Here is a 13574-nt window from a genome sequence, read left to right as displayed (position 1 = left end):
TAACTGTTATATATTCTTTTTTAATCAACTATTTTCCTGCTATTTTTTTGCTTCAGTAACACAGCAAATAGCACTTTTGGATGAAATAGGTGAAATGGGCTACGAATTAAATTCATCACCTTTACTAATCGAATATAAACGTCAGAATCAGTTGCAGATAGTTGATATATTTGTTTCGTATACCATAGCTGAAATTTTTGTTTTATCGTTAATTCTCTTTTTAGCTGTGGATGACGTGATATTTCCGTTGTTGTCATTTCCCACGGAGTTTGTATGATATGAGCGGTCTCTTTATAAAACTGCTGTGTAAATGCATGATCGAGCTTTTGTCTCCTTTGTAAAAGTAACTGCAATTGGTGAGCTTCCATAGCGGCAACTGAAACACCTTGACCGAAAACAGGGTCGAAACGACAATGTGCATCTCCAACGACTAATAATCCTTCTGGCATATTTGTGGTGAGATCAAATCTCCGACGTACTTGATAAGGAATTTTATACGTTTTGATATCTGAAATTGCCACAGCTTTGTTAAGAAAATCTGTAACATGAGGGATTGATAAGTTTTCAGCAAAATTATAAAATTCTCCATCTGTTTGTGGTGCTTTTTCATTTGCATATCCACTGAAAGTAACAAAATAACGATGATCCTCAATCGTTTGAATAAGAACGCCATACGGATTATCAGGGAAACTTGGAGACATTAGTGTATTACAGTAATCTAATTTCTCATTTTCTTTAAGTTTAAACATTCTCGTTACGTAAAATAAATCAATACGTACTTTCTCTTCTTGCACTTCAATTTCGTATTCTCGTAACCACGCTATGCTTTTTGAACCGAATCCACTTGCATCAACAATAGTATCCGCATGAATTTCTTCTTGATTTCCTGTATTTAAACATTCCATTTTTACTCCGCACACTTTATTAAGCTTTTCATTTACTACTAACCCTTCAACCAATGTTTCATATTTAATAGTAATATTTGAAATTTGTTCAATGCGTTTTTGAATATGTGCTTCGAGCATAGAACGACTTTGCTGAATCATATGTACTTCTCCTATGAATGGCTGTTTCCATGAACCAAATTGATGCCATTTTAAATCACGAGTAAAGTTATTTACGATACTACCTGCTTCAATTAGTTCATTCGTGATATTAGGAAACAATTCCTCAATTGCGTTTTCTCCGCCTTTTAATAACACATGAGGATGATTACTTTGTGGGACTCTTTTTCTCGAAGCTTTTCCATCCCATCTTTCACCGGCTTCTATAATGATTACTTCTTTAAAAGCAGTTGATAATGCTTTTGCGGCGAGCTTTCCTGCGATACTTCCGCCAATAACGATAGCCTTATTAAACATGTTTTCCCCCTTAATAAAAAGAAATCCTGCCTTATATGAATGAAACAGGATCTTAAACTCATTAACTTCTTTATCATTATAATTAAAACACATGAGTAAATTGTAACGTTAAAATTAAAATACCTAATCCCCAGACGTAATACGCGAATATTTTTAAGGAGTGACGTTTTAAATACTGAATCATCCACGAAACGGCTATGTAACCGAAAAACGCAGCTGATAACGTTCCAACAATTAAAGATGTACTAGAAATAGATTCTGCTTTCCCTTGAAAAAGATCTACAAATTGCAAAATGATTGCTCCGACAATGGCTGGAGTTGATAATAAAAAAGAAAAGTAAGCTGCGGTTTCGCGGTCTAACTTTCTCCATAATGCAGCGACGATTGTCATACCAGAACGAGAAATTGCAGGGAAAATAGCAACCGCTTGAAATGAACCGATGATAAATGCATCTTTATATGTAATGTCGTCCATTTTTTTACGACCATTCTTTTGTTTATCTGCCATGTAGAGAAAGAACCCTGTCACTAAAAACTCCCAACCAATTGTAATACCTGTTTTTGAAATATCCTCAAAAAAGTCTTTAAATAACAATCCAATTACAACCGCAGGTATCGTCCCGACAATAAGTAATAGCATTAGTTTTGAAAATGGATTTTTGATTAAATATATAAATTCTTTTTTGTAATAAATAAACACTGCAAGCAAAGTGCCAATATGCAGCATCGTATCTAAAAACAATCCTGCTTCATCTAATTGAAACAAATGTCTTCCTAAATAAAGATGACCTGTACTACTTATCGGTAAAAACTCTGTTAAACCTTGTATAATCCCTAATATAAAAGCTTCTAACCAATTCATGATGGTCCCCTTTCTTGTTTGCTTGTACCAATATATGAAGGTTAAATTTTCGATATGAAAAAAACTATATTTCTCTATGAATTTACTTTCATTTTATGGATATATATGTAAAGAGGATTGAGGAGGGTTATTATGTGGAAGCACACAAAATTCGGCAATGTATTACTTTGGCTAGGACCGATCCTTGTGTTTGTAGGGTTATGTATGACAAATGTTATTTCTGATATTCCTTTCTTTTTGGGAAAACATAAAACGATTGGAATTGTACTTATATGTATAGGAGTATGCTGTTTTATTATTGCGAATCATTTAAAAAAAGTAGAAAAATATGAGGACTAATTTTAAATAAAAAACAATCCCACTCTATGTGCTAGGATTGTTTTTTTATTACTTATTTATAGAATACTTTATCAACGTTATATTTTGCTTTGTATTCATTAATGATATATGTTTCATAAATTTCTCTTTCTGTTGGATCTTCTACGATACATGCATCAATGCGGTATACTTCATCACGGTGATTTTTAATTGGTGAAACATTGTCTTCGAAATGCTTCTTAATACGTTGTCTAATTTTACGAGCTTTACCTACGAAAAGTAGTTCGTCATTAATATTGTAAAACATAAAAATGCCGCCTTTATCTCTAGGGAACAAGTGGAAATCGATAAAACCATTGATTGGCGTAATTCTTGGCTCGTCTCCTCTAATAACTTGTTTACGTTCAGTAATTGTAACATCAACTTCAGGGATACTAATTTTAATCAAGTTCATTCACGTCCTCTTTTATTATAAAGATAAATAATAGCATACATATGTAAGAAAAGCTACGTTCATAGGCATATTTCATTTTATAATTCAAATATTATAGGTGTATCGTGTAAACTCTTCTTCCAAATCATATGATCACTTGATTCTCCCCAATAATCTTTTAGTACATAACTAGGCTCTCCAAACTTCTTCGTCCATATACTTTGCGCTTTTCTGTATCCACTATCTAAACAGAATTCTGTTATTCCTCTGCTAAGTAACGTAAGAAACATTGTATGTAGTAGTAAACTCCCGATACCCTTTCTTTGATAATCCGGAAGTATAAATACAGTTCCTATTTCATACAAATCCTTAAGTACACCATTTGTACAACTAGTAATCAATGTACTTGCTGGGCCAACTTCAATTGTTCCAATGATTTTATCGTTATTTGTGTCAATTGCTAATAAAAAGTAACGTTTTTCTCCGTTACTATCAAAATCTGTTTTCAAATATTGCTTTTTCATGTTAATTTCATTTTCTATGTCATCCAATTGTTGTGATAATCCTTCGTCTTTATATGTATTCGTAATAACTATACGGAAAAACAAGTGAAGTTCCTCTAAATCATCCGAATTTGGTCTCCTAATTGCAACGTTATACATGTTTTAAATCTCCATTCTATACAATTGTTAAAACAATGCTTTATATACTCTATTCAACAATATGCTACAAAGCCCTGCATAGATCCAGCAGTATAGAAAGCTCAGTATAAATATAGATGAAATAATTTTTATATCCATAGTTGTATGAATAGTAGGACCAAGTACGGGAAAACGGAAAATATCGAGAACTATCATAATTCCTATAAGTAGACAAATCGCAGAAAAGGAAACAACCCAAATTCTCCTCTTGAATTGTATAAAGGAAAGCCCTAAAGCTATACCTAATAAACCTGTAGTAAAGGGGAAAACAATTAGTTCACTTGGCTCGATAATAAATAATAAGAGAATAGTAAGGATAAAAGAAAGTACTCCCTCACGAATAGAGTAGCAAATAGCCAAAAAAATGGGTAATGTCGCAAAAGGACTAATGAATAACCCTATACCAGGAATTAAATTCCCCGCTGCTTGAAACATGGTGGCTAAAGCACTCATTAAAGCTGTAATGACTAGCTTATTTGCTAGGGACAATTTTCTTTTATGAACAAAGTTCGTATCATTCTCTATCATAAGTTGATACCAATAACGTACAAACCGATTCATCAATATACCCCCTAAAGATATCTCATTCCTCACTTTCTATATTATTCATACACTAGTTGTTTATGATTTGCTTTCTGCTTATTATTAATCACAATACAATAGACGTTTATAAAGAAGACCTTTAGGGGATAAACTATAAGTGTATATCTTTTTAAGGAATAATTTCAAATATGGTACCTTTGTTAAAATCAGTTACTTTCATAGAACCGTAAACTCCTAAATATAACCTAGTTTGATCCAAATTTGTTCCTAAACTCATATAATAAGCTGCTTGCGTACCAAAATCATAATTGGTTTCAATAACATGAAAGTCAGTATGTTTACCATCTATACCGGCTCTAGTATATGCTAAAACACCTTTAACTGGCGGCCGAGATTCTTCTTTCTTAGCAAGATCAGTAAATACAACGCTACCATATAAATTTTGGATTGCAGTTCCCATATATGGCTGAACGCCTGTAAGTGAAGTTCCTCCAAACTTATCTGGTCTCGGGTCTTTATGAAAATAACTAATGAGCGGCTGCATACGCTTTGCGGATAATTCTATTGTTTCATTATAATAAACCATTGTTCTCTCATCTAAAGTAGGATGATCAGCACAGTGCCGTATAAAAGAAGTAGGTAATTCTCCTTCCCATCCTCTCCAACCAAAATTAATAAATCCATCTTGATTAGAAGTGAATCTCATTACATGCATTTTAATAAGTTCAGTAACCGGAATTGGTTTATATTGAACAAATGAAAAAATAGACTCTACAATATCCTGTCCGACATTACCTGCATATTTAATATATTGATTATAAAACCTTTGGAATGAAATACCGGTTATATTACGGACGCCTTTCGCAATTACTGTAAGTGTTTCTTGTATCGATAGAGGAAGTTCATTAAAGCGTGTAACTACTGGAGGATTATTTATGAATGTATCTCTACTTACATCGATTTCAATTATTTTACCTGCTATTTCTAAATCATCTTGGCTTAAATTAAACGGATCATAACCCGACCCACCATCTCCATTTGTAAATACAAGTTTCCCCGTCTCTGGAGAAAAGTTTAAAGTATTTACTCCATTATGATTAAAAAATGGGCGTTTTATATGAAGTAATGTTCTACGTTTTTGAGGTTGCCCGTTTGACTGTAAAATCCATTCTTCAATTGTATCAATATGATCATATTGCGTATCTCTATTTAGCCATTTTAAGTTTAAAGTTTTCGGGTCACAAGGATTCGGTTTAAATTGTTCAGAAAGTGCACCGGGTCCTTGAGTTCCAGCTACTGAATAATGAAGATAAAATAAACCGTTTTGATAAAATTGTGGATGAAATGCAAGTCCAAGCAATCCACGTTCATCATAGCCGCTACTAGAGACACCTTCTTCAGATGTACCTAATTTAATAATACGTTGACGAATATTTAAAAATGTTTTTATGACTCCATCTCCTATGTAAAAAACCTCTCCTAATTGGGTTGCGATAAATAGTCTTTCAACTGATTCATCTGGAAGTATTGCTGTTTTTATGACAGTCGGTAAATTTATGTTATGAACAATGGGTCGTAAATGAACCTTAACTTTTGTCAATTAACTTTACACCCCTTTATATTCTTTTTAATAGAAGAGTATGATTAGAGTAATCTTATTAGTATCAAATAAGTAGCATTCCTTTTTATTACATTTTTGTATATAATGTAATTATAAATAAACTAGGGGGCTACTTATGACACTTTTACTACAAATCATCTTACCACTTATATTTGCGCTATATTTATTTACCCTCTATCGTAATACAACTATTGGAAAAGCTGCTTTTCTTTTAGCGGTCATTATTGGGATTTTTGGATTAGAGAACATTTTTCAGCATGCTAATCTAACAGATCATGCTATTTATCCATATTGGGGCAGTTTGAAGGCTGTTGTTATTATTTTATCAGTCGTATTTCTATTTAAAAAAGGTGGTTTAACAGGAAAATATTGATTTGTAATGCTATTAACTGCTGGTTCCGCATCAACACTTATTTTGACGGTTTCATTTATTCAAAATATCTCGTTTTGGAATTGATAGTGAAATAACTAATAAAAAAATATATAAGATTAGGACCGTACATTTTAGAAATGTCTAATATGTACGGTCCTTTTGTTTACTAGTGGTCCACTTATAAGTATGTGATCTTTTTACAATTCGAATTTCTTTTTAAGTTTCTTATATTTTCTATACGAACGTCTAACAATGTTTAACATAAAATACGGTATTTTAACAGGGAAAGGCAATTTATAAATGAAAGGCAAATAAAATGTAAAATATGCCTTTTCTAGGTCTCTCCACTTACTATCTTCTTTTGTTTTTAAGAAATCAGATACATCGACTACATATCCCCTTCCTTTTTCCATCATCACATTTTTCCCGTGAACATCACAAGGAGTTAATCCTTGTTTCCTTGCATACTCTAAAGCTTTATTTATATCAAGGATTACCTGCTTAGGAATTTTAATTCCCTTATGAATAGCATCGTATAAGGTAATTTCTTTTAAACGTTTCAATACTATGAAATTTTCTCCTTTATATATAAGCTTTGAATAAGAAGGATGATTTCCGATTCTGCGGTATACTTCTGACTCTTTTTCAATTCCTTCTCCTTCTCGCGCGTAAACTTTCACTACCCAATCTTTGAATTCTCTGTGCATGAATACTGCAGCATAATTACCTTGCCCTAAACACTTCCAAAGTCTAGGAATATCTTTAACTACTACAGGCTCGAATTCGTCCTCACTTCTTATGATTACCTCTTTTAATAATTCATCCTTTATCAATCCCACAAAACTATTTATACTCATCATTTCCACTCCGGTTTTGCTAAAAGGGGCTTACCCACATTTTAACGAAAATATACACTAAGCGAATTTTATTTGAACTGTTGAATACTTAATATGTATTCCGCTATTCAGAGCCAAAAACCATACACCAAAAAAATTCTAACTATTTTTTCAGAGGCGACTGTATAAGGCTTTTCTAAGTGCAAGTTCTCTCAGTTCATTGGTCATGCCAAATCTATATTTGATTTTTTTAAATTGTTCAATTCTTGTTCCACTACTATCTTTGTTAGCTAACACTTTTATTGTTTTAATAGTCTTTTGTTTAATTCCCACAATGCTGTTTTATTGCTATCCCACTTCAAATACGTTACGGCTTCCTCAAAACATAACCATTTATAATTTAAGTGTTCTTTAGATAATGAGATGTTTTTTGTAGGGACTTTAACTCCAAACGAAAATTCTTTTATTACATAAACGTCATCTCCCCAAAGGAACCCTCCAACTACATCCTCTACTGGTAGTGAAGACACAGAATCTAATTGTATATATGAACATTCTCTTGTAATACCAGCCTCTTCAAACGCTTCACGTTTTGCTGATTCAATAGGAATCTCACCGTCTTCTCCACCACCAGCTATGCCTTGCCAATAACCATAATCACTTCGGTTGAAAATCGCATATTGAATAGAGTCATCAATTTTTATATAAGGAAATATTAATACTTGATATGGTGCTCTCATTGCTTAACCTCCTCTCGAAAATAGGCTTTAAATACATATGAATAAAGAGCCGACATCATAATTCTACATGAATAATGCAGGTTTATGGTGTCAGCCCTCTATTTTTGAAGAATTTTATTTTTCATAAACTGTCTAATTCTTCGCGAAGAAAAAAACGCTTATTTTCTATCAAATTTGCTTAGTGTATTTTTTTCATACCCGATGTTATTCAATTGCGCCTGCAACGTCATAATCGTTTAAATCTAATTCAATTGGTTGTCCTAGCGCTAATTTAGCGAGTTCTGATCCTAAATATGGACCAGCAGTTAAACCTGAAGCTCCTAATCCGTTTGCAACAAGAATACCGTCGAAGTTAGGAAGCGGTCCGATAACAGGTAAGAATCCTGGAGTAAACGGTCTAAATCCAACTCTCGTCTCAAGCATAGTAGCATCTTCTAAGCCAGGTGCAACTGTTAATGCTTTATGGAATACTTCATTTAAACCACCAGCCGTTACACGGTGATCGAAACCAGTATCATTCTCATGTGTTGCACCAATTACGACATGGCCATTGTCAAATGTTAAAATGTATTGATCATTTGGCGGCATAACAACTGGCATATTTTCTGTTGCTGTATTTTCCATTTGCAAGTGAACAATTTGTCCTTTTTGGAACGTAACTAAGAAATTAATTCCTAAAGGGTTTAAGATTTCGTTCGCCCATGCACCTGCAGTTACAATAACCTTTTCTGCTAAAATAGTTTCATCGTTTACTATAACTCCCGTAATATGATTACCTTCACGGACTAATACTGCATCTCCTTTTATAAAAGTTGCGCCATGTTTTTTCGCAGCGCTTATTAATGCATTACGTAATAATCTTCCATTTACTCTTGCAGCACCACTAATATGAACAGAACTAAATTCTTCTGATAATGCTGGGAATAATTTTTTTGTTTCTTCAGCTGATAAGCGAGTGATTTCACCAATCTCTGGGGCATCTTCACGACGTTTATACGCTCGCTCTTCCATTTGATCAAGTTTTTTCTCATCAGTATGTAAACTAATTGCACCTACACGGTTATAACCTGTGTCCGTTTCACCTTCATCTTCTAATTGCTGAATTAACGAAGAATAGTAACGTGCACCGCCTTTAACGATTTTATACCATGCTTTATTACGACGTTGCGAAAGCCATGGACAGACAATACCTGCTGCAGCATCAGTTGCTTGACCTACTTGTTGACGATCCACGATAGTAACATTCGCGCCAGCCTTAGCAAGATGGTAAGCAGTAGACGCTCCTAAAATACCCGCTCCAACTACAATATACGATTTCATTTCAAACACCTTTTCTCTTTTGCTAATTATTTAAATATAAGAACATACTTTAGTATACTGAAAGGAATCCTTTTTTCAATGTGCCAAGTGCAATTAATTGTTGCATCATTGTGAATTGCTAGTCTTACTTTTTCTTTTTACGAAATAATTCAATCGTTTTATATCCTTGCGAAAGAATTTCAATCATTTTCTCAAGACGTTTTTCACGTGTTTTATCTTGTTTTACAGAAAACAAATTACGTGCCCAATCTTTTTTGTATCCAGGTGTTAAACTTTGATAAAACTTAAGTTCATTTGGGTGATTAGCTAATAAAGATTCAACATCTTGAATTCGATCTGCATAATCAGCTACACATTGGCTCATTGCAGGCGTTTTCGTCGCTTTTTTCTTCTCACGCTTTAAACCTACAACAGTAAAAACATCATCCATACTTACCATTCGCGCAAATTTAATATCGCTTTCTCCCACATATCCATCTTCTCCAACGTTTAATGCTGGAAACATCTCGTCACGGTGAATAAACGTACTGTAGCGAGAATTACCTTTTTTCGGATATGCGAAGAATACGTATCCTTTTTCAATTAATAATTCTTCATTACTAATAATATAATTCGTTTGTTTCACCATTTCATCCAGTGTTTCTACAAAAATAAAAATGGCATCGTGTTCTTTTGAAAATACAGTTTCTTTTCCTGTAAAAACTTCGTAATCACTTGGTTCATTAATAACAACCATATTCGTATACTTATTAAGTTTCAATTTATCGATAATTGACATGAAGATCTTCCTTTACATTCAAAATTCGTTGTTTATACTTTTTCATACTGTTCTAGTGTATTATATCTATTAAGAAAATCAAACTTTAATAATTGTTTTAAATCAAAATAAAATAGCCGATTCTTTATAAGAACCGGCTAGCTATTTGTTTTATCATAACTCAATAGCAAATAAAGTATATAAAAGATCTCTATATTGCTCTTCTGTAACTTCACGTTTCGTTTTTTCACCGTGAATCATTGTAGTTAAACTAGTATTTGTTAAAGAGACATGGCCAGATTCCGTCAATTTGACTGCAATTGGGCCCTTATTGAAAATAGATTTCTCATCTTCTATTACTCTTTTTTGAACATCATTCACTACTATTTCATCAATTATACGATTATAAAAAGCATGACACACTTTCCACTCACCATTCGTATCTTTTCTTTCTAGAACGTAATTCCCTTTACTCGTATCTTTTCGTATCACTCTATACGTACCATTTTTAGAAGAAATAGGCTCACCAGTAAAAGGTACCGGGACTAGAGGTACTAATGAAGCAATACCTACATCAATTACGTATCGTACGTTATCATAATTTAGAATAACCGTTATATGTCCATCCTCAAGTGCCCATGCCTTTATATCATTTTTATATACGGTACCTAATGCGAGTTGTACATCATAACCACAATCTTTTATAAAGTAGTAAAAGAGAGTATTTAACTCATAACAAAGCCCGCCGCGGGAACGAGTTAAAATTTTATTCTGTAAATTTTCCATAGTAATTATATTCGTATTACGTGCTATTACATCTAAATTCTCAAATGGTATAGTGTGTGCAAATGCAAAGAGAATTGTATTTAATTCCTCAAATTTCACTTCAGTACGCTTTGCGAGATTCAATCTTGTAAACAGCTTATGTTGTAGACTTGTCATAGTCAGCACCCCTTAAAATGTATAAGTTAAAATAGTATATGTTGATTGTAAATTTGATGGGGTACTGAAACAATGTACATTTCGTTTAACTGTACTGGTACAAAAAGTCTAACTCACAAGATTACTTAAGATAAGAAGCTACGAATACAAATTTAACAGTTCGTCTATAGGTAAATTATTATGATCGCTTAAATCAACAAAATATTGAATTTGCCACAGTTGGCTCTTTTTAGCTTGGTTGCTAACAGGAGTATCCCATATAGGGTAAATCCTCATAGCCATCTTGCCTTTTTGGTTTTCTGTTCTCAAGATTTTTTCCTTAAGAAGAATCTCTTTAGGGAAAATAAATTGTCCTAGTTTATTATCATCTATACAAGTGATAACTAATAAATCAGGAGCAGCGTCATAAGAAAACGCTTGATTTTGCATATTGTCATCTTTCTCCCAAAAAGAAACAAATTGACCAATTTTATTAGGAGTAATTTTTGATTTTCTAAAACGAATGGTTTTGTTATTTAAGTGAAATATACATCCTGCATATTCTGCGTTTTGCTTTTCTTCTTTTACATTCGTTATCATTAAATTATTAGGTTTGTAAACTATATTGTCTAAATTTCGGATCGTATCATTAGAATGGTTCAAGAAAACTCCCCCTTTGTTCATTTCTTAGTTTAACACAAACGTCAGTTCTTCTACATTGTATAGAATGTATATAATCATGAGTGACGTGAAAAGGGAAGATATAATTATTACTTTAATTTACTTTTTACTTAAATAAAAAAGCCTCCATTTGGAGTTTTTTTTATGCAAACACTTCAGGATATGTTGTCGCTAAATACTTTTTCTAATAACCAGTGTCTCCATCCATATCATGTAGCCACCAATACATCATTAGCGTTTCTTATTCTTGTTTCTTGCCTTGTATAAATGCCTTATGGGGTAATCTTCTGTACAAAGCATCTATATTGAATAGATTTTTCCGCTGTATGTAATCATATTCAAAACCTTGTCACTTGTCCTTACTCTTCTTTTTATAATTTCCACTTTACTTTAAATAAAATGTGTTTAATTATTCGTGGGATGAAGAGTGTATTTTTGTAAATAATAAGTTTGTAAAGTATTAAATTGAGGAGGGTTTGTATGCAATATCCTAAAAAAGCTATAAAGTCTGCTTCTAATATGAAATCAGATTTTGCTACAACTGATGCGCAAAAAGTAAAACAAGAAATTCAAAATGATGTAAGAACAGGACAAGGAGCAATGACTTCTCGAGAGGCGGGGGCAATGCGAGATTAAGAATACATTCCTTACTTGTATTTTTAGTTTGTTTATTTCTTAAACATTTACCAGTAATGAGTGTTTCTATAAAGTCACTTCCCTTAAGTAGAGATTTAAGTGTTTCTTTGTTTTTACTTACAATGCGGTAAATGAAATCTTTCTTAATTATTTGTTTAGAATATAAAAATTCATTACTCCGCAATATTTTTACTTATTATAAAAATATTGCGGAGTAATATAACCTAATAAACTATCAAAAGTGTCAATCTCAGAATACGGTTTTATTTCAGTCTTATTTGTGATTCTATGAGGATTAAACCATATCCCTTTTATATTTACATTTTGAGGACCAGCAATATCCTTTTCTAAGTCATCTCCAACAAATAATACATCTTCTGGTTGCACATTAAGCTTATTTAATGCTAGTTCAAATATACGTTTATCCGGTTTACTAAATCCTACTTCTTCAGAAATAATGATCGTATCAAAGTAATTGTTTAAATTCGTGTTAATTATTTTAGCCCTTTGCCTCTGACTTGAACCATTTGTTATAATTCCAACTTTAAAGTGCTTCTTTATATGATTTAAGAAATGAATAGTATTTTTGTCTATTGAAAAACATTTAGGGAATTTTTCATTCCAAAAATCTTCAATGTAATTGCGTGGTAATCTATACTTCGGCGGAAATTCATCAAACAATGATTCTAAAACTATCGTTTTATCACTCATGCCGTATTCCCTTTTATCATATTCTTTAAATTTCTGTAGCATATTGTTTTTGACTGTATCACTAACATCCTCATAACACTTTTCTAAAACAAATAAAAACAATGTATCTACGGCCATATCCCTATTAAGTAACGTAACATCTAAATCAAACAGCATAGTTTTATAACCCACCAAATAAATTCACAACCTTTCTATATTTCCTAGTTATTATCAAAAGTAATCAAAAAACAATTCATATGAAAGAACTCCTAATAGAATGATATTCTAAGAGTTAAATCAAAAATCCTTTTTCTGTTTGTTAATTGATGTGAAAGCACACGGTTTCACCTTAGGTAATCGATGAATTTTTTAATTTAGAATTTTCGGATTAATTTAAAAATCTTTTGTGATAGGCTGTACTTAAAGATTAAATATAAAGGATGATTCGTATGCAAACTAGCCCTTATACATAATTTTTTTCAAACTGATATACTATAAACACAATGGTTCTAGAAAGGTGATGATTTTATGTATGAACAACAAAATAATAGGGATAGAGATCAAAAAATGATGTTTTTTATGCAAGGGGTTCCCACAAATAAAGTTAACATGAATCAATTACCAAAATGGATTAGATTCTTTGGCTATTGTGCGTTTGGTTGGATGATACTATTTAGTTTCATTATGATTGTAGGTTTAATTCTGCAATAACGATACATTTAAAATGTGAACGGGACAGTATTTAGATCATGCGTCTATGTAATAAGCTATTTTATTACCT

General features: G+C 32.3%; 17 protein-coding genes. 4 read left to right on the top strand and 13 right to left on the bottom strand.

What is annotated here, in order from left to right; translation table 11 throughout:
- Nucleotides 1–20 precede the first annotated feature (20 nt).
- Both ACTFRN_RS16175 and ACTFRN_RS16170 read right to left on the bottom strand, forming a co-directional pair.
- Nucleotides 21–1361 carry an FAD-dependent oxidoreductase gene (locus ACTFRN_RS16175; protein WP_000482028.1) on the bottom strand — a complete coding sequence of 447 codons (1341 nt, stop codon included), beginning with the start codon at nt 1359–1361 and terminating at the stop codon, nt 21–23.
- Between the two features lie 82 nt (nt 1362–1443).
- Complete coding sequence (locus ACTFRN_RS16170) at nt 1444–2223, bottom strand: undecaprenyl-diphosphate phosphatase (RefSeq protein WP_001104272.1); 780 nt, start codon at nt 2221–2223, stop codon at nt 1444–1446.
- Nucleotides 2224–2355: 132 nt separating this feature from the next.
- Between ACTFRN_RS16170 and ACTFRN_RS16165 the strand changes: the two genes are divergently transcribed.
- On the top strand, nt 2356–2562 hold the full coding sequence (locus ACTFRN_RS16165) for a hypothetical protein (RefSeq protein ID WP_000265469.1): 207 nt from the start codon (nt 2356–2358) through the stop codon (nt 2560–2562).
- 52 nt (nt 2563–2614) lie between these two features.
- Here ACTFRN_RS16165 and ACTFRN_RS16160 read toward each other — a convergent pair whose 3' ends face one another.
- The 4 genes from ACTFRN_RS16160 to ACTFRN_RS16145 all read right to left on the bottom strand — a co-directional run bounded on the left by ACTFRN_RS16160 (nt 2615) and on the right by ACTFRN_RS16145 (nt 5818).
- Entirely contained in the window at nt 2615–2995 is a 381-nt protein-coding gene (locus tag ACTFRN_RS16160; protein WP_001048949.1) for a nucleotide excision repair endonuclease, read from the bottom strand.
- Nucleotides 2996–3072: 77 nt separating this feature from the next.
- Nucleotides 3073–3636 carry a GNAT family N-acetyltransferase gene (locus ACTFRN_RS16155; protein ID WP_000282922.1) on the bottom strand — a complete coding sequence of 188 codons (564 nt, stop codon included), beginning with the start codon at nt 3634–3636 and terminating at the stop codon, nt 3073–3075.
- A 27-nt stretch (nt 3637–3663) separates the two neighbouring features.
- Nucleotides 3664–4236, bottom strand: coding sequence for a hypothetical protein (locus ACTFRN_RS16150; RefSeq protein ID WP_001079234.1), 573 nt, complete (start codon nt 4234–4236; stop codon nt 3664–3666).
- A 151-nt stretch (nt 4237–4387) separates the two neighbouring features.
- Complete coding sequence (locus ACTFRN_RS16145) at nt 4388–5818, bottom strand: PQQ-dependent sugar dehydrogenase (protein ID WP_000169955.1); 1431 nt, start codon at nt 5816–5818, stop codon at nt 4388–4390.
- Nucleotides 5819–5954: 136 nt separating this feature from the next.
- On the opposite strand from ACTFRN_RS16145, the gene ACTFRN_RS16140 reads away from it, so the two are divergent.
- Entirely contained in the window at nt 5955–6212 is a 258-nt protein-coding gene (locus tag ACTFRN_RS16140) for a hypothetical protein (protein ID WP_000173557.1), read from the top strand.
- 197 nt (nt 6213–6409) lie between these two features.
- On the opposite strand, the gene ACTFRN_RS16135 is transcribed toward ACTFRN_RS16140, so the two are convergent.
- The 6 genes from ACTFRN_RS16135 to ACTFRN_RS16110 form a co-directional block, all read right to left on the bottom strand.
- A complete protein-coding gene (locus ACTFRN_RS16135) occupies nt 6410–7072 on the bottom strand; it encodes a serine/threonine protein kinase (protein WP_170932383.1) in 663 nt (220 codons plus the stop codon).
- A 275-nt stretch (nt 7073–7347) separates the two neighbouring features.
- Entirely contained in the window at nt 7348–7788 is a 441-nt protein-coding gene (locus ACTFRN_RS16130; RefSeq protein WP_001202581.1) for an NUDIX hydrolase, read from the bottom strand.
- A 204-nt stretch (nt 7789–7992) separates the two neighbouring features.
- Nucleotides 7993–9108 carry an NAD(P)/FAD-dependent oxidoreductase gene (locus ACTFRN_RS16125; protein WP_014893666.1) on the bottom strand — a complete coding sequence of 372 codons (1116 nt, stop codon included), beginning with the start codon at nt 9106–9108 and terminating at the stop codon, nt 7993–7995.
- Nucleotides 9109–9232: 124 nt separating this feature from the next.
- Nucleotides 9233–9886 (bottom strand): YdeI/OmpD-associated family protein, encoded by a 654-nt coding sequence (locus ACTFRN_RS16120; RefSeq protein ID WP_000022239.1) that lies wholly within the window; start codon nt 9884–9886, stop codon nt 9233–9235.
- Between the two features lie 153 nt (nt 9887–10039).
- Complete coding sequence (locus ACTFRN_RS16115) at nt 10040–10807, bottom strand: arylamine N-acetyltransferase family protein (RefSeq protein ID WP_000202765.1); 768 nt, start codon at nt 10805–10807, stop codon at nt 10040–10042.
- Nucleotides 10808–10945: 138 nt separating this feature from the next.
- Nucleotides 10946–11470 carry a MepB family protein gene (locus tag ACTFRN_RS16110; protein ID WP_074568305.1) on the bottom strand — a complete coding sequence of 175 codons (525 nt, stop codon included), beginning with the start codon at nt 11468–11470 and terminating at the stop codon, nt 10946–10948.
- 477 nt (nt 11471–11947) lie between these two features.
- Between ACTFRN_RS16110 and ACTFRN_RS16105 the strand changes: the two genes are divergently transcribed.
- Nucleotides 11948–12103, top strand: coding sequence for a hypothetical protein (locus ACTFRN_RS16105; RefSeq protein WP_014893665.1), 156 nt, complete (start codon nt 11948–11950; stop codon nt 12101–12103).
- A 189-nt stretch (nt 12104–12292) separates the two neighbouring features.
- On the opposite strand, the gene ACTFRN_RS16100 is transcribed toward ACTFRN_RS16105, so the two are convergent.
- On the bottom strand, nt 12293–12985 hold the full coding sequence (locus ACTFRN_RS16100) for an HAD family hydrolase (RefSeq protein ID WP_124878307.1): 693 nt from the start codon (nt 12983–12985) through the stop codon (nt 12293–12295).
- 336 nt (nt 12986–13321) lie between these two features.
- Here ACTFRN_RS16100 and ACTFRN_RS16095 point away from each other — a divergent pair, with 336 nt between their 5' ends.
- A complete protein-coding gene (locus ACTFRN_RS16095) occupies nt 13322–13504 on the top strand; it encodes a hypothetical protein (protein WP_014893663.1) in 183 nt (60 codons plus the stop codon).
- Nucleotides 13505–13574: the final 70 nt, after the last annotated feature.

Source organism: Bacillus cereus group sp. MYBK245-2, assembly GCF_051916145.1.
Classification (GTDB): Bacteria; Bacillota; Bacilli; order Bacillales; family Bacillaceae_G; genus Bacillus_A; species Bacillus_A pacificus.
Note: the sequence above shows the minus strand (reverse complement) of the source record. Positions and strands in the feature narration are given on the sequence as shown.